14 protein-coding genes and 1 riboswitch are annotated in these 16940 nt (G+C 40.2%); of the genes, 3 read left to right on the top strand and 11 right to left on the bottom strand.

Features of this window, described 5'->3' with window-relative positions; translation table 11 throughout:
• Positions 1-108 precede the first annotated feature (108 nt).
• A complete protein-coding gene (locus FN960_RS08180; protein ID WP_143848216.1) occupies positions 109-1287 on the top strand; it encodes an ROK family transcriptional regulator in 1179 nt (392 codons plus the stop codon).
• A gap of 20 nt (positions 1288-1307) precedes the next feature.
• Here the strand turns inward: FN960_RS08180 and FN960_RS08175 are convergent, their stop codons facing one another.
• The 5 genes from FN960_RS08175 to FN960_RS08160 form a co-directional block, all read right to left on the bottom strand.
• Complete coding sequence (locus tag FN960_RS08175; protein WP_143848215.1) at positions 1308-2270, bottom strand: aldose 1-epimerase; 963 nt, start codon at positions 2268-2270, stop codon at positions 1308-1310.
• Between the two features lie 27 nt (positions 2271-2297).
• A complete protein-coding gene (locus FN960_RS08170; protein WP_221936798.1) occupies positions 2298-3473 on the bottom strand; it encodes a Gfo/Idh/MocA family protein in 1176 nt (391 codons plus the stop codon).
• Positions 3474-3510: 37 nt separating this feature from the next.
• Complete coding sequence (locus tag FN960_RS08165; protein WP_143848214.1) at positions 3511-4161, bottom strand: ThuA domain-containing protein; 651 nt, start codon at positions 4159-4161, stop codon at positions 3511-3513.
• 158 nt (positions 4162-4319) lie between these two features.
• Entirely contained in the window at positions 4320-4475 is a 156-nt protein-coding gene (locus FN960_RS22780; protein ID WP_185970967.1) for a hypothetical protein, read from the bottom strand.
• A gap of 672 nt (positions 4476-5147) precedes the next feature.
• Positions 5148-6014 (bottom strand): HAD family hydrolase, encoded by an 867-nt coding sequence (locus tag FN960_RS08160; RefSeq protein WP_185970966.1) that lies wholly within the window; start codon positions 6012-6014, stop codon positions 5148-5150.
• A gap of 207 nt (positions 6015-6221) precedes the next feature.
• Between FN960_RS08160 and FN960_RS08155 the strand changes: the two genes are divergently transcribed.
• Positions 6222-6377, top strand: a complete 156-nt coding sequence (locus tag FN960_RS08155) for an aspartyl-phosphate phosphatase Spo0E family protein (protein ID WP_143848212.1) — start codon at positions 6222-6224, stop codon at positions 6375-6377.
• Between the two features lie 77 nt (positions 6378-6454).
• Positions 6455-6634: riboswitch (Lysine riboswitch) on the top strand.
• 116 nt (positions 6635-6750) lie between these two features.
• On the top strand, positions 6751-7641 hold the full coding sequence (gene dapA / locus FN960_RS08150) for a 4-hydroxy-tetrahydrodipicolinate synthase (RefSeq protein ID WP_143848211.1): 891 nt from the start codon (positions 6751-6753) through the stop codon (positions 7639-7641).
• Positions 7642-7894: 253 nt separating this feature from the next.
• Here dapA and FN960_RS08145 read toward each other — a convergent pair whose 3' ends face one another.
• The 6 genes from FN960_RS08145 to gltB all read right to left on the bottom strand — a co-directional run bounded on the left by FN960_RS08145 (position 7895) and on the right by gltB (position 16529).
• Entirely contained in the window at positions 7895-8812 is a 918-nt protein-coding gene (locus tag FN960_RS08145; RefSeq protein WP_143848210.1) for a DMT family transporter, read from the bottom strand.
• Between the two features lie 39 nt (positions 8813-8851).
• On the bottom strand, positions 8852-9223 hold the full coding sequence (gene kapB, locus FN960_RS08140; RefSeq protein WP_143848209.1) for a sporulation phosphorelay system protein KapB: 372 nt from the start codon (positions 9221-9223) through the stop codon (positions 8852-8854).
• 26 nt (positions 9224-9249) lie between these two features.
• Complete coding sequence (locus tag FN960_RS08135; RefSeq protein WP_143848208.1) at positions 9250-9519, bottom strand: hypothetical protein; 270 nt, start codon at positions 9517-9519, stop codon at positions 9250-9252.
• Between the two features lie 178 nt (positions 9520-9697).
• The gene (locus FN960_RS08130) at positions 9698-10336 is read right to left on the bottom strand and encodes a YpjP family protein (RefSeq protein ID WP_143848207.1); all 639 of its coding nucleotides are present in this window, start codon (positions 10334-10336) and stop codon (positions 9698-9700) included.
• Positions 10337-10373: 37 nt separating this feature from the next.
• Positions 10374-11861, bottom strand: a complete 1488-nt coding sequence (locus tag FN960_RS08125) for a glutamate synthase subunit beta (RefSeq protein ID WP_143848206.1) — start codon at positions 11859-11861, stop codon at positions 10374-10376.
• 72 nt (positions 11862-11933) lie between these two features.
• Entirely contained in the window at positions 11934-16529 is a 4596-nt protein-coding gene (gltB, locus tag FN960_RS08120) for a glutamate synthase large subunit (protein WP_143848205.1), read from the bottom strand.
• Positions 16530-16940: the final 411 nt, after the last annotated feature.

The raw sequence follows: 16940 nt of genomic DNA, 5'->3' as shown, positions 1-16940 counted from the left end.
CATTTTTTGATAGCGCTTCCATCAATTAAAAAAAGTATAACAGCTTGATTTCACTTTGTCTATTGAATAAACTAAGTTAAAGAGAAAATTTTTCGAGGTGTTTTTCCTATGTCTATTCCTTTCCATCAATCAACGATAAAAAGAGAAAATAAACAACATGTATTGCAACAGATTCGAGAGCATGCCCCTATTTCCAGAGCAGAAACTGCTCAAAAAACTGGTTTAAATAAAGGCACCGTCTCTTCGTTAGTCGCTGAATTACTTAACGAGGAATTAATACGTGAAAGCGGGCCCGGAGAGTCTAGCGGTGGGCGTAAACCTGTCATGCTTCATTTTCATGCCACATCTGCTTTTTCAATAGGAATAGATTTAGGTGTTAATTATATATTGGCAGTCTTAACTGATCTTGGCGGGAACATTATCTCCTCTCTTCATGAACCACTCCATGAAACAGAGTATGAGAGTGTTTTCTTAAAGCTTAAAGAAATGATTCATACTTTGCGTCAGCTAGCTCCCCCATCTAGATACGGAGTAATAGGTGTGGGTGTTGGAGTGCCCGGTATCGTCTCCACTACTGGTGTGATTATTAATGCACCTAACCTGAATTGGAAGCATGTTGACTTAATGTCTCAATTAGAAACAGAGATTCAACTTCCTATTTGGATTGATAACGAAGCCAATTTTGGTGCACATGGAGAGAAGATATATGGCTCCTCAGTAACTGGCCATAATATCCTTTACTTAAGTGCTGGGATAGGCATTGGCGCTGGTATGATTTTAGATGGGAACTTATATAAGGGCTCTACGGGGCATGCTGGTGAAGTAGGACATATGACTGTGGACGTAAAAGGCCCATTATGTCGATGCGGAAACTATGGCTGCTGGGAACTATTTGCTTCAGAGCAAGCTCTTCTTTCATCTATTCAGCAACACACTTCCTTAGAAGAGCTGATTAGAGGAGCTGAAGAAGGAGACTCCGAGACCTTATTAGCATTTAACCGGGTAGCCGAGTATTTAGGAGCTGGCATTGTTTCTTTGGTTCATACGTTTAGTCCAGATCAAATTATTGTTGGGAATCGTCTGGCATTAGCTGAAAGCTTACTTCAGCCCGAACTCGTTAAGGCTATGAAGAAACGCATGCTCCCTGAACAATTTAAGGCGACTGAAATCCGATTCTCGAGCTTAGGGACACAGGCAACAGCAATGGGAGCATCCAGCTTTGCCACCGAGAAATTTCTTGAAAATACAAACAAACAAACCCCAGACTCCTCCTCTACTTCATCGTAAAGGAAGAGCTGGGGTACTTTTTAATTCGTCTTTGTTATAGTTATTTCAGTGGTCGTTGAGATGGATGTGCCTGGTTCTAAGGTTTGAACTCCTGTTAACTCTTTAGGCAGCGGCAGATTTGGCGCGTCCGTAATCCATGTGTAGGGTTCGGGACATACATAACCTTTTCTTCCATCTGCATTATATACCACCCAATGCTTAAAATGATGGTCTGCTTTATAGGTAATGTTTAGTCCTTCTTCTTCCAGCTTCATAACTGCTTCGTTGGCCTCTTTTTGATTGGCTAAGAAGGCATCATCCAGTTCGACTCCTCCTAAGTTCATTCCTTCAGTTAAGCTTGTGTTTGGCACCTCCATTAGTTCACCAGTTGGTAATAAACGATCATTCAACTCCCATTGTTTAGATGCTTGCAATGAGAATGTACTTGTCTGCTCGGGAAAGCAAAACGTCGTATGATAGCCTATTCCCCATGGAAACATCTCTTCCCCATCATTTGTAATGATCGCTTCTTGTTTTAGCGAGGATCCCTCTAATGTATAGATCATTTTAATTTCAAAAGAGTGGGGAAATTGTTTTAAGATATCAGGATGATCTGTTGAGTGAATCGTTGTAATGATTTGCGCTCGTTCATCATTCGCTTCCATATGCTCCAGTCTCCATGGTTTTGTATAAACAAACCCGTGAATATGATTGTGTTTATCAGGTTCAGTTAATTCAAACGTATAGGTTCGATTTGAAAACGTGAACTGACCATCTCGAATACGGTTTGGCGGAAATAAAATAGGCGTGCCAAATTGAACAGGCGCCTGTTCATATTCTTCTATTGAAGAAGGTGTTCTTAATATGTGAACCTTTGGCTGTAAACGCTCAATCGAGATTAAATTTGAACCCCAATTCGGAACAATGGTTATTTCTAATTGTTCATTACCAGCTTTCACAGCGGGCTGATCTAAAAATGAATCTTCCTTTACGTAAAAGGTCATCTCTTCACTCACCTTTATTTGGTCTGCTTATTCCGTTTGATACGGTATAGACTGCCAGCTTTTATCTTCTGCTGACTTTTCAATAGCATCCAGAATTAATTGGTTAATATACCCATCTTTGAAGTCCGGAGATGGTTGTCGTTTATCAACGACCGCCTCCACAAATTCATATAATAAATGGATAAAACTATGTTCATACCCGATGATATGACCAGGAGGCCAATATGCACCAGCATATGGATGCTCTTCTTCCGTACACGTAACTCTTCGGAAGCCCTGTACTCCTTTATCATCGTCCGTAAAATATACATCTAGAAAATTCATATTTTCCATATCCCAACGAACGGAGCCTTTCTCCCCATTAATCTCAAATGTATTTTTGTTTCGATTTCCCGTGGCGAAACGAGATGCCTCAAAGGTTCCAAACGTTCCGTTTGCAAATCTAGCCATGATAGCGACTGCGTCATCCACTGTGACTTTGCCCATTTCATCACTATTAACTGCCCCTTTTAAACCGCCAGCCATCTCACCCATTGGTCGTTCTTCAATAAAGGTTTGTGTCATGGCTGTCACCTCATCTATCTCGCCAACTAAAAAACGAGCAAGATCTATACTGTGCGCACCAATATCACCAAGGGCACCAGATCCAGAGACTTCTTTTTTGAGACGCCAAATAAGTGGAAACGCCGGATCTATGATAAAATCCTGTAAGTAATTTGCTCTAAAGTGAAAGATGCGTCCTAACTTCCCCTCATCTATTAACTGCTTTGCATATTGGACAGCAGGAACAAAACGATAGTTATGACAAATCATATGAACCACATTGTGCTTTTCAACTGCTTCTTTCATTCGTTTTGCCTCTTCTACAGTTAAAGCAAGTGGTTTCTCAGTGATAATATGTTTACCTGCCTCAGCTGCAGCAATGGCTATTTCAGCATGGGTATGGTTCGGTGTCACAATATCTATAACATCAATGTCCTCGCGTGCAATTAATTGACGCCAATCCGTTTCTACTGACTCCCATCCCATTTTCTCAGCTGCTTCCTCTACAGCCTCTTTATTTCGTCCGCATAGAGCTTTAAGTATAGGATTTGCTTTTGGTTCAAAGAAAAAAGGTATGTCACGATACGCATGACTATGGGCTTTACCCATAAATTGATAACCGATCATTCCAATTCTGACATCTACTTTTGTCTGGTTCATTGGGTCACGCTCCTTTGATCAATTCTGTGATTTTATTTTATCTTGCTGCCCAGGTCATTCCTTTACGCATTAAGTCTATCACTTCAGGCATTTGAACAATCTTTGCTACATGACCTAACGAGCAATAATAGATTCGCCCCTCTGCCCAGCGTTTTGTCCAAACTACAGGCATTTCTACAGGTCCGTTAGCTGTGTAAGGACCCTCAGCAAGTGGAAATCGTGTCGATGCGTGCACTGTTACAGCAGGGTCAACATGAAGATAATACTGCTCACTCTCAACCTCAAAATCCTGCATTCCTTTTGTTAGTGGATGATTTGAATCATGAATGCGAACCGTATATTTTACCCCATCATTACCAGGATGCGCGACCCACTGCCCACCTACCATAAACTGATAGTCTGTTTCTTGGCGAAAAGAATCCCCCATCCCTCCATGAAGACCAGCCAAGCCCGTGCCATTTTCAACTGCTTTCATTAAAGGTTGCAACTGCTCCTGAGTGATTTTATCCTGTGTCCAGTTTGGAACGATAAGATCAAATTCCGTAAGATCGTTTTGCTCTAAATACTCTAGCGTATCCGTCACCGTTACTGAAAATTGCTCTTCTTCAAGAATACCTTGCAAAATCTCAGCCACTTCTTTTGGTTCGTGACCTTCCCATCCACCTTGAAAAATCAGTGCCTTCTTCAAACCATCACCTCATCTTTATTATGATAGCGTTTACACGCCTATGAAACTATCGTACGTGAATCAACTAAAAATGGCAATCCTTTACTCAAAAAAAAAAGAACCGCTCATTATGTATTGTTTCAATAAGCAGTTCAATGTTGTCATGTCTATTTTAAATGTTAATTTTCAAGTTCTTCTACTCTTTTTTCTAGTTTCTCAACATACTCCTCATAAATCTCTATAAACGCTTCTGCTTTGTATTGTCTTTGATCACGCTTCATAAATTGGATTTTCTCTTTTAATTCATGTAGTCCAGGATCCTTACCATTATCCACAACATTCACAACCTCTCTTTATTGTCTTTATACTTCATTTCCTTTTTTGAAATAAATAAACCTACAATTCGTACGGTACGTGAAATTTTCATTTGCACATAAAGAGACCCGAGCATCGATTGTGCTCGGGTGGATTTGAATTCTTCATTTAGCTAGTCGCTGAAGAATGATTGTATTTATTTAATGACTCTCTCTTCATAAAAAAACCGAATCGATTACATATAATTCATGAATGATCAACTGACTGTCGATCTCATTGCATTTAAAAAGTGGGTTATTCTTTCTTCTTGCTGTTAATAGGCTTTCTGCATATACAGGATATCTCTGTATAGCTATTTAATAGCCATGTAATTAGGATTCTGTTTCTCCTCCCAAACAATGAAAGCCCTGCCTCTCTTTCATCCTTGCGGCTCCAATGACCGCGCCAGCTGAGTGCGAGACGTCTAACGTTGTAAAAGATTCAAACCGTCACTCTTTATTGTAACTTGAATTAACTTTTATTTCAACCCCTTTTAGTATTGCTTCTAAATTGTATGTACCCAAATAGATGGTATCGTAAACAATTTCCACAAAATTTATCACTTGTATCTAATGACAAAAAAATCCGAAAACCTGCATTTACAACAGGTTTTCGGATTTGGAATTAATTTAGTATTATATTATTAATATTAATTATTTATTTACATGCGTATAGGTATAGATGGCCTCAGCAACACCGTTTTTATCGTGATGAAGTGTCTCGTATTTACAAAGTTCTTTCACTTCATACGCTGCATTTTCCATGGCTACAGGGTAACCTACTAATTTCATCATAGATAAGTCATTCATATTGTCACCTAAAGCCATTACTGTATCCAGTCCAATTCCTAGCTTTTGCGCATAGGCTTGAACTGCTAAACCCTTTTGAGCGTAAATTGAATTAATCTCAAGATTACCTCTAGCAGAAGCGGTAACAGATAAACTTTTATGTTCACCTAATTCTTCCTCTACTTGATCTAGTACCTTTAAATTGGTTGAAAACGCTAATAGCTTTAAGACGGGATCCGATGATTGTTCTAACAATTGCTCATAGTGTTCAACAAACTGTATTGAACCGTTAGAGACTCTACGTTGGGCAAGTTTTTTCATTTCTTGATGAGTTGTAAGGGCACCGGTTGTTTCTAATAGGTCAACTATTACATCCAAAGCAAGCTTTTTGTTATCACTATAAGTACCTTTAGATGAATATAGTTCGAAATAAATGGAATGTTCTCGTAATTTCTGCATCGCCCAATGCACATCCTCCACATTAAGTGGGTTGGTTGCTTGAAGCTGACCAGAATTATCCCAAGTCTCTGCTCCATTTACACAAATTAGCAGACAATTTATCTCTGCTTCTCGTAAAGGAATAATCGCTTCCTCGTAGCTCCTACCAGTAGCAACGATTACTTCTATCCCATTTTTTTGTGCAGAATGGATGGCTTTTGCATTTTGTAAAGATACTTTATGTTCTCTATTTAGTAAAGTCCCATCCATATCTGTTGCGATTAGCTTTATCATGATATCCTCCTCACTCTCCCTAATTATCATACTCTTTATCCTCTCATTGTTCAAATGAAGTCGTTTGAGATCTGTCGAAATACAACTATTTCTAGCGAGATATGACAGTGTTCGTAGAATCCCTTTTACTGTTGGGAAAATTGAGTATACTTATCTTGAGACCATGTCCGTATAAGCTTAGATAATGAATGTAATGAGGTGAAATGTATGATTTATAAAGCAATCGAAAAAAAAAGGCTTCAAATGTTTAAATTAGCAAAGGAGTATGGGATGACTGCTGAGCGAACCATTCGATGTAGTCAGGAGTTAGACCAGATGTTAAATGATATTCAGCACACTCCCAGCGGACGCTCAACCATCTAATGAAAGAAAACCATTGCAATCATGACGCCAATTTGTTATGTTGAATTTAATAGAACAATCTTTACTTCAATAGTTGAAGTGAGGATAGAGGTGCAAAAACCAAAAGTAATCCTGTAGAAGAGAATGGGCTCTGTTGAAGCTGGATGAAAGGGGCTTTTGCCGAAGCGTTTGATTACTCATGATCAAGTGCTGGGCCTGTATTTAATAGATGCAGGACTGTCATATAGTTTCAGACTATATGGGGGGCTATCTTACACACTGGTATGGGTTTCGCATCACCATGCAGCAATGAGTCCCCGTCATTGTTGTTTTTTTGTGATTTTTAGATTCTGCCCGCTTGTGTAGTAAAAAAACAGAATCGAGGGTGATAATATTGAATTTCGGTAAAATTATTACGGCTATGGTGACGCCTTTTAATGAATTTAATCAGGTAGATGTTGAAGCAACTAAGCGTTTAATTGAACATCTCATTGATAATGGCTCTGACGCCATTGTTGTAGGTGGAACAACAGGCGAATCGCCAACATTAACAACAGATGAGAAGCTGCTAGTTTTTAAAACAGCTGTAGATTGTGTAAATGGACGTATTCCGGTCATCGCAGGAACGGGTTCTAACAGTACAAAAGCATCTATTGAACTAACAGAACAAGCAACAAAGCTAGGTGTTGATGCTGTTATGCTTGTTGCCCCTTACTATAACCGACCGAGTCAAGAAGGTCTTTATCAACACTTTAAAGCAATAGCAGAGACAACCGCTCTTCCCGTCATGCTGTATAATGTTCCTGGTCGCTCATCTGTATCTATTGATGTAGAAACGACTCTTAGATTAGCAGACATTCCTAACATCGTTTCCATGAAAGAAGCAAGTGAAGACTTGGATGCGATGGCACTACTTATCGAGCATGCACCAAAAGGGTTCACGGTATATAGTGGGGATGACAGCTTAACGCTACCTATTCTTTCGATTGGCGGCGCAGGTGTTGTTTCAGTAGCCTCACATATATTTGGAAATGAAATGCAACAAATGATATCAAGCTTTGAACATGGACAAATTAAAGAAGCAGCCAGTATTCATCGCCAGCTTCTACCAGGCATGAAAGCATTATTTGCAGCTCCAAATCCCGTCCCTGTAAAAGCCGCCTTAGAAATGTACCAAATCCGTACTGGCTCTGTAAGATTACCTCTTTTACCACTTACAGGAGAGCAAGAAAAGGTATTGCGTCAAACCTTAGAGCCAATCTGGACTGCTACGTATGTAAGTTAATTTCAGACAATGTCGCTTAATATGAGCAAAAACAGTAAACCCGAAGGATATCGTCAATGACGATGACCTTCGGGTTTTTTAATGAATAAATGTATTAATCGAGCAGTTGAAAAAAGGCTTACTATATTCGGCCGAACCCCACCCTCCAATTTTGTCCGCTTGTTTTAGGTAGGCATTAATTTACATAATAATAAGGGCATGACCGTGAGTCTCTCAATCTCCTCACAGTAGATAAAGGATATCAATTAACACGCTAAGCCATTCTTTTCACTCGTTTGGATTTGAACCATACTTTTTCAATATAACCTGTACCGAATAAGACTCCGGAAACAATTAATACAAAACCACACCATTGATACCAATAGATCACTTCATTTAATAAAAAGTAAGAAAATACCAACCCGAAGAATGGTACAAAGTTTAAGAACAACGCACTCTTACTAGGTCCCACATGGCGTATTGATACATTAAATAATAACTGACCACAAGCTGTAGAGGCGATGGCTGAAAATAAAAAGATACTATATAGCGATATATTGCCAACCAACATGGAGTGTACTCCACTTGGCTCCATGACCATACTCGTCAGAAATAACATAATGGCTCCAGCAATTAGCGTATATGCTGTAATTTGTATAGATGACACTGTTTCAGAGGCTTTACGTACAAACAAAAAACTAACTGCCTGAACAACAACTGCAACTAGTAGATACATTGTACCAGTGGTCATCTCCATAACTCCACCTTGTACAAACAAAACACCAATGAAGGCAAGGCTGATCCCGATAACGTTCCATAAGGAAAAGGATTCTCTTAGAAATATATGACTGCATATAGCTGTTACTACTGGTACCAACCCAAGAATTAATACAGCAGTTGATGCATTAATAGTGGTTAAACCTATGGACAAAAATAGATGATGAGCAAACACGCCTAGTGCTCCACCCGATAGAATAAAATACCATTCGCTTCTCGTTAATCGTTTATTCTTTCGATTAAGTAGTAGGATGCCTGCTAGGAACAGCCCAGCGGTTAGGATTCGAAAAGCTGTCATCGTCACTGGGCTAAAAGACGTGACTAATAATTTTAAGGATACAATATTTACGCCCCAAAGAACGGTTGCTATACATACCGCAAAATAATGATAAAACGATGTTAGTGGTTGCTTCATAAAAACAGCTTCGCCTCACTTAAAAAAACGAGTCGCCCTTTACTCAAAGCGATACTCGTTTTTTAATTCCAACAATGCATTCTGGCTCTGTCTCGCCCACTCGGAACCATCCTGCTCAAGCTGCTGATATTGCTCTTCCCAGGCCTCTTGTAACGAATGCTGGTAGGAGAGCTTTTCTCCATCGTATGGGCGAAGCGTGGACAACGGCACCCATGCTTTTTCGAATTCAGCAAGTGCTTTTCTTTCATGAAAAAGCGGTACATCCGTTTGTTTAGGGTGATGAAGATCTCCTTGAGTAGGGTGCTTTAATACAGCGAGTACTTTAATTAACGCACGCCTATTTGCCTCATCTGTTTCCAAACGCTCACACACATATTTCCCCGTTTTAAAAAGTGCTCTTTCCAATTTCATTTGCTTGGATCCCCCCTATAATTAAACTAAAGTCCTGGAATAAGCCAGATAAATAGATTCCATAACCAGTTCGTAATAGGAACTAAATTTGTTTCTGTAAACTCCTGAAGTCCTGCAACGTCGGTAAAAGTATCCACAATAACAAGTACAAACGTGCCAAGTAAAATAATGATAGTAGCTGATAAAATAATAGCTAAAATAAGTAAATAGGCTAACAATAAACGAATCAACCATTTTAACCATACAGGTTTTTTTCTTTTGGTTTGATTAGCTTCATTGGTTGCTTTCATTTCCATACAAACCCCTCCATACACGATCTTCTATTATCGTACCAAATGGAGTAGAAAAAAACAGTGTATTTTTTGACTAATACTTGAACAGCTGACGCTAGTGGTGCCTTAAATAGAAAAACAGTTCATTTATCTGCTTCGCCTTAATAGCTTAACAACAAAAGAACTGTTTCCAATGATGATTCTATGCACTCCATGAAGGTGGTACATCTTTCCCCCAATAAATGGTCGCTAACGGATAATGATGCTCATAGTTATCTGAAGCGATGTGGTAATGGAAATTAAACCAATGCCCTTGTTTTGGGGGTTGATCCCTTCTGACATGAAAACGAAGCATATCTTCACCGGTTTCCTTTGAAAAAACATGCAGGATTTTTTCGCCTTTTTTTGAAGAAGGCTGCTCGGTGACATCAATTTGCCGTTGCTGATCAACGGATAAGTCTGTGACTAAACGTGCTAATACAGGCTCAAGCGATGTCAAAACGGTGCGTTCAAAATCTCTGCCAATTCGATCGCTAATGACCTCGCCAAATTTATGAAAACCTTGCTCCTTCGCAAGTATTGCTAATGATTTTGCCAATAGCCTTGCTTGTTCATCATCATAATGAACATATTGAGTGACAGATGCTGGTAAAACTGAATGAAACAAGGCATAATCTGATTCGTCAATCTTATAGACAAAGGATTTATTATCTTTAGGCTCATCACTGCTTTTTGTAGCAGTGAAAAGAGAAAGGGTTTGAGCCGGTTCTTCAAAATCTACTAAACCTAATGTCAAAATCGCTGATGCGACTAAAAATAAGCGCTTCATCCAAGCAATCATAAGCTCTCCCCCCTTCTACTAAATAACCATTCATGCCTTAAGGAAGATTTGACGTACCCATTAAATAACGATCACACTCTCTAGCTGCTTCTCTTCCTTCATGAATAGCCCAAACAACTAAACTTTGACCGCGACGATTATCTCCCGCGGCAAATACGCCTTTTTTACTTGTTTGATAGCTTCCATACTCAGCTTCAATCATAGAACGTTTGGTTGTATTTAGTTTCATAGATTCAATAATTTCTTTCTCTGGCCCTGTAAAGCCAACTGCCAATAGAATGAGATCTGCTTTCCATTCCTGTTCAGTGCCTTCGATTGGATGACGTGTTTTAATTCCATTCTCATCAATGGTTGTTTTTACTGATATCGTGTGTAGTTTTGTTACATGGCCAGCTTCGTTGCCTTCAAAACGTACTGTATTAACCATATACGTTCGGGGATCTTTGCCATATACTGCTTTTGCTTCTTTATGAGCATCCTCGCTTTGATGAATAACCGGGAACAGTGGCCACTCATTTCCATCTTCTCTAGCATCTGATTTCATTTTATTGATATCAAATTGAGTAATAGATTTAGCGCCATGGCGTACTGAGGTTGTAATACAGTCAGCACCAGTATCTCCCCCACCTATTACTATAACATGCTTGTCTTTGGCAGAGATATACTTTCCATCTTCTAGATTAGAATCTAACAAACTTTTTGTGTTACTTGTCAAAAAGTCCATCGCAAATTCAATACCCTTGAGATCTCGGCCCTCAATATCTACATTTCGAGGCTTTGTAGCCCCTGTACAAAGAATGGTCGCATCAAACTGTTGCTCCATTTCTTTGGTTGTAAGATCTTTACCAATCTCTATATTCGTTTTGAATTCGATTCCTTCTTTTCTCATAATATCAACTCTGCGTTCAACGATGTGGTTAGCAAGCTTCACATCTGGAATCCCATAAGTTAATAAGCCACCAATACGATCCTCTCTTTCAAATACAGTGACTAAGTGACCGGCTTTATTGAGTTGTGCAGCTGCAGAAAGTCCTGCTGGCCCTGATCCCACAACTGCTACCTTTTTACCCGTACGTTTAGCGGGTGGCTCCGGAATAATCCAACCTTCCTGAAAGCCTTTCTCAACAATGCTATACTCGATATTCTTAATCGTTACAGGATCATCGCTTATGGCCACTGTACAGGATCCTTCGCATGGAGCAGGACACACTCGCCCTGTAAATTCAGGGAAATTATTCGTTTTATGAAGTCTTTCCAATGCTTCTTTCCATTTCCCCCGATAAACTAAATCATTCCATTCCGGAATTAAGTTATAAACAGGGCAACCAATTTCGCCAGAACCGACCGTTGAGGTTCCAGCCTGACAAAATGGAATTCCACAATCCATACATCTTGACGCCTGTTCGCGAAGGACTGGTTCTGGGCTTAGAATCGTAAATTCCTGCCAGTTCTTGGTCCGTTGAAAAGGGTCTTTTTTTATTGGATTCTCTCTCTTATACTCTATGAAACCAGTTGGCTTCCCCATCGCTCTCAACTCCCAATTCCATTAGATACATCGCTTTTTAAACCAATGGGGCGCATAAAGCGCCCCATTGCTCTATTTTCCACCGACTCTGGACTTATCGCTTTTGTTTTCTTCAAATGCAACCATAATTGCATCGTGTTCAGGTACTCCATCTTGCTTCACACGGTCGATGGCCTCAAGCATACGTTTATAATCCTTAGGGATAACCTTAACAAACATGGAAAGACTCTCTTCCCAGCTGTCTATAATACGCTGCGCTTTTTCACTTCCAGTCATGCGAATATGCTCTTCCAGAAGCTCTCTCAATTCCGTTTGATCAGCAGAATCCACCACATCTTCTAATAGGACCATTTCTGTGTTGCAGCGTTGCTGAAATTGATTCTTTTCATCTATTACATAAGCTACTCCACCGGACATACCTGCCGCAAAGTTCCGTCCAAAAGTACCGATATTAACAACAATGCCGCCTGTCATATACTCAAGGCCATGGTCGCCAACACCTTCAACAACCACTTTGGCACCAGAATTACGCACAGCAAACCGTTCTCCTGCTATTCCGCTAATATATGCTTCACCAGAGGTTGCACCATAGAACGAAGTGTTACCAATGATAATACTGTTCTCAGCCACATACGTGCTTCCTTCAGGAGGGTAAATAGCTAGCTTACCACCTGAAAGTCCTTTACCCGTATAGTCGTTGGCATCACCTTCTAATGAAATCGTCATGCCACTTGGGAGAAATGCCCCCATACTTTGACCTGCCGACCCCTTCAGTTTTATCTGAATGGTATCTTCTGGCAAACCTTGCTTCCCGTATTTTTCTGTTACTTTGCTACCAATAATGGTACCAACTACCCGATCCACATTACGAACGAGTGTGTCTACTTGAACCGGTGTGCCATTTTCAATGGCTGGCATACACTGATCTAATAGCTCTCGCATATCGAGTGACAGCTCTAATTGGTGATCTTGTTCTTTTGTTTTGTAATTCTTTTGTGGGTTTGCTGGATCGGGCTGATACAGCAAGCTTGAAAGATCTAATTGTTTAACCTTTTTATTTTGTACGTCTTCACGTACTTCAAGTAGGTCTGTTCTTCCAATTAATTCATCAAGCTTGGTTATACCTAAATCCGCCATAATTTCACGCATTTCCTCTGCGATAAAACGCATAAAGGTCTCAACATGCTCTGGTTTCCCCATATATTTCTTACGCAATTCCGGGTTCTGGGTTGCAATCCCAACTGGACACGTATCTAAATGACAAACACGCATAACGATACAGCCTAACACAACGAGTGGAGCCGTTGAGAAGGCATACTCTTCTGCACCGAGTAATGCCGCAATCATAACGTCCTTACCAGTCATCAGCTTCCCATCTGTTTCGATGGTTACACGGTCACGCAGATTATTTAGAACAAGGGTTTGGTGGGTCTCTGCAAGCCCCATTTCCCACGGAAGTCCGGTATGCTTTAAGCTTGTTCTTGCCGCAGCACCAGTTCCTCCATCATATCCACTAATAATGATTCCGTCTGCACGGCCTTTTGCTACACCGGCAGCAATCGTACCAACCCCGGTACCAGCTACTAGCTTTACACTAACCTTCGCATTTGGATTTGCGTTCTTTAAGTCATGGATCAGCTCAGCTAAATCTTCAATTGAATAAATGTCATGATGTGGAGGAGGAGAAATCAATCCAACTCCCGGTGTTGATCCTCGTACTTCCGCTACCCAAGGATAAACCTTATTACCCGGAAGTTGTCCACCTTCCCCAGGCTTTGCCCCTTGTGCTACCTTTATCTGAATCTCATCTGCATTTACTAGATAATGACTTGTTACACCAAATCTACCAGAAGCAACTTGTTTAATAGAGCTTCTACGTAAATCTCCATTCTCATCCGGAGTAAATCGATCAGGATCCTCTCCACCTTCACCTGTGTTGCTTTTGCCACCTAAACGATTCATCGCAATAGCAAGAGTTTCATGTGCCTCTGCTGAAATCGAACCGAAGGACATAGCTCCCGTTCTGAACCGTTTCACAATGTCTTCAACAGGTTCTACCGCATGCACTGGAACTGATTGGTTAACCTTCTTAAAACGAAACAATCCACGTAACGTGGTTTGTTGCTCAGTTTGTTCATTTATAGAAGCTGAGTACGTTTTAAATAGATCGTATTTATTGCTTCGACAGGCATTTTGAAGCATATGAATGGAATGTGGATTGTATTGGTGCGGTTCACCGTTCCTTCTCCACTGTAAATCATCACCTGGTTCAAGCGTATCGACTCTTCCTTCTTGGCTTGTATACGCTTGGTGATGTCGCACAAGTGTTTCCTCTGCAATCAAATCAAGGGTAACGCCGCCTATTCTTGAAGTGGTCCATGTAAAATACTTATCAATGACATCTGCTGAAATGCCAACCGCTTCAAAAATTTGAGCACCACGGTAACTTTGAATTGTAGATATGCCCATTTTAGAAAGAACCTTCATGACAGCTTTTGATGCAGTTTTGATGTATCGGTTAACAGCCTCGATATAAGAGACTCCTTCCATCAAACCATCCTGAATCATTTCATCAATTGAATCAAAAACAAGATAAGGGTTTATTGCCTCTGCACCATAGCCTAAAAGAACCGCATGGTGATGTACTTCTCTCGGTTCACCAGACTCAAGAAGTATGCTTACTTCAGTACGAGTACCTTTTCGAATCAATTCATGATGGAGACCTGCAACAGCCAAAAGCGCTGGAATAGCTGCTTGATGTTTATTCATTTCTCTATCGCTTAAGATGAGTAACGTATGGCCTTCGCTCATTGCTTGATCAGCCGAATCAAATAAACGCTGCATAGCTTGTTCTAGAGATCCTGATTTATGATCAGCATTAAATACGATTGGTAAAACAGCTGTTTTAAATCCATCCAATTTATTATTTCGTAGTTTTGCTAGCTCTTCATTATTGATAATAGGTGAAGGTAAATGAATATGCCTTGCACTTTTGGCATTAGCATCCAATAAATTTCCTTCAGCACCAATCGTCGTACCTAGCGCCGTTACAATTTCTTCACGTATGGCATCGATAGGAGGATTGGTTACTTGAGCAAACAACTGTTTGAAATAGCTGTAAAGGAGCTGTGGTTTTTGTGAGAGAACAGCCAGAGGTGAGTCATAGCCCATTGAACTTACAGGATCAACCGCATCTTTTGCCATTGGTAGAATGACTTTAGAGAGCTCTTCATATGTGTAACCATAAGCCTGTTGGCGTGACCTCACTTTTGCAAAGTCCGTATGCTCTACCTCTGAGGACTCAAGCATGTCTTCGAGCTGAATGTAATGCTCGTCAATCCACTCTTCATACGGGTGTTCATTCATCATTTCTTCTTTAATTTCTTCATCCGGGATGATTCTCCCTAAATCAGTGTCTACAAGAAGCATTTGCCCTGGATGCAAACGTTCTTTGTATAGAACATTGTCAGGTTCAACTTCAACCACACCAACTTCTGATGAAAGAATGATGTAGTCATCCTTTGTTACATAATAGCGAGATGGCCTTAGTCCATTTCGGTCTAAACAAGCACCAATTTGACGTCCATCCGTAAATACAATTGAGGTTGGTCCATCCCAAGGCTCCATCAATGTGCTATGGAACTGGTAAAATGCTTTTTTCTTAGCATTCATTTCCGTATTATTCTGCCATGGCTCTGGAATCATCATCATTGCTGAATGAGCAAGCGATCGTCCGGACAATGATAAGAATTCAAGCGTGTTATCAAACATGGAAGAATCGCTGCCGTCTTTATCTACAATTGGTTTAACTTGTTCTAAAGATTCACCGAATAAATCTGATTCAAACTTAGCTTCACGCGCATGCATCCAATTCACATTTCCGCGAACCGTATTAATTTCACCGTTGTGAATCATGTATCTGTTTGGATGCGCACGTTCCCAGCTTGGAAATGTGTTTGTACTAAACCGTGAATGAACAAGAGCAATCGCAGACTCAAATAATGGATCCTCAGTATCTACGTAGAATTGCCCTACTTGTTCGGTTGTAAGCATGCCTTTATACACAATGGTTCTGCTAGACAAACTAGCAAAATAAAAAGACTCTTCATCGGTAACAAAAGGAGTTAATTCCTTTTCAGCTCTTTTTCTTAGTACGTAGAGCTTCCGTTCAAATTCAAGTTCCTCTTTAATTGAATCTGGACGTTTGATAAACACTTGTTTAATGCTCGGCATAGACAGCTTAGCTGCATTACCTAGCATCTTAGAATTAGTTGGAACATCTCTCCAACCTAGCACTTCAAGTGATTCCTCAGCGGCTAATTCATTTACGCGTGTGATGCATGAACCTCTTTTCTTTCTATCTTGAGGTAGAAACAGCATCCCTACTCCGTATTCACCAGCGTCAGGAAGGTTTATATTTAGAGACTCACTCGCTTTTTGAAAGAAGCGATGTGGAACTTGTAATAAGATTCCGGCGCCATCTCCGGTGTTCACTTCATCTCCCTGACCTCCACGATGCTCGAGGTTGCGTAAAATATGAAGCGCATTCTCTATAATTTGATGAGACTTCTTCCCCTTCATGTGCGCCAAAAAGCCAGTGCCACAATTATCATGCTCAAATTGTGGATCATATAGCCCTTGTTTATTCGGATATCCTGCATTCCGCATAGGCACCCACCTCTCTCCAAAAAGTTATGTCATCAACTCTCCCCAACAAACCTCGAGTTAATATACACGTATACTATCATTATTCTGACATTTCGGCAAACTTACAGACAGCCTACATTTCTTTTTACTCTACTAGCTAATAGCATCTTACTTACTATCCTTTTAACAGGATACAGAAATGATATTTGTTGCCATCGCATAAATATAACATATAATGCATGAATATATACGTACGGACATATGTACGTGAGCAAAAGACATCTGTCTATAGACGAACATTCCCTGACATCCTATCAAAAACATTCAGTTTCTCTCAATTAAGATTGATTGCTCTGCTATAGTTTCGCCAATGAGGGTTATGGGTTATTTTATCAAATAATCTTGTATTCGTGTAGTGAAAAGCAAGAATCC

Source organism: Alkalicoccobacillus porphyridii, from assembly GCF_007293315.1.
In the GTDB taxonomy this organism is placed as follows: Bacteria; Bacillota; Bacilli; order Bacillales; family Bacillaceae_D; genus Alkalicoccobacillus; species Alkalicoccobacillus porphyridii.
This window is presented reverse-complemented; position numbering and strand designations above follow the sequence as displayed.

Excerpts from the sequence above, each read along its gene's own strand:
- FN960_RS08175 (WP_143848215.1), bottom strand. The coding sequence starts at position 2,270 with ATGACCTTTTACGTAAAGGAAGATTCATTTTTAGATCAGCCCGCTGTG.
- kapB (WP_143848209.1), bottom strand. The coding sequence starts at position 9,223 with ATGAAATTGGAAAGAGCACTTTTTAAAACGGGGAAATATGTGTGTGAG.
- FN960_RS08155 (WP_143848212.1), top strand. The coding sequence starts at position 6,222 with ATGATTTATAAAGCAATCGAAAAAAAAAGGCTTCAAATGTTTAAATTA.
- FN960_RS08160 (WP_185970966.1), bottom strand. The coding sequence starts at position 6,014 with ATGATAAAGCTAATCGCAACAGATATGGATGGGACTTTACTAAATAGA.
- FN960_RS08145 (WP_143848210.1), bottom strand. The coding sequence starts at position 8,812 with ATGAAGCAACCACTAACATCGTTTTATCATTATTTTGCGGTATGTATA.
- FN960_RS08180 (WP_143848216.1), top strand. The coding sequence starts at position 109 with ATGTCTATTCCTTTCCATCAATCAACGATAAAAAGAGAAAATAAACAA.
- FN960_RS08125 (WP_143848206.1), bottom strand. The coding sequence starts at position 11,861 with ATGGGGAAGCCAACTGGTTTCATAGAGTATAAGAGAGAGAATCCAATA.
- FN960_RS08170 (WP_221936798.1), bottom strand. The coding sequence starts at position 3,473 with ATGAACCAGACAAAAGTAGATGTCAGAATTGGAATGATCGGTTATCAA.
- gltB (WP_143848205.1), bottom strand. The coding sequence starts at position 16,529 with ATGCGGAATGCAGGATATCCGAATAAACAAGGGCTATATGATCCACAA.
- FN960_RS08135 (WP_143848208.1), bottom strand. The coding sequence starts at position 9,519 with ATGGAAATGAAAGCAACCAATGAAGCTAATCAAACCAAAAGAAAAAAA.
- FN960_RS08130 (WP_143848207.1), bottom strand. The coding sequence starts at position 10,336 with ATGATTGCTTGGATGAAGCGCTTATTTTTAGTCGCATCAGCGATTTTG.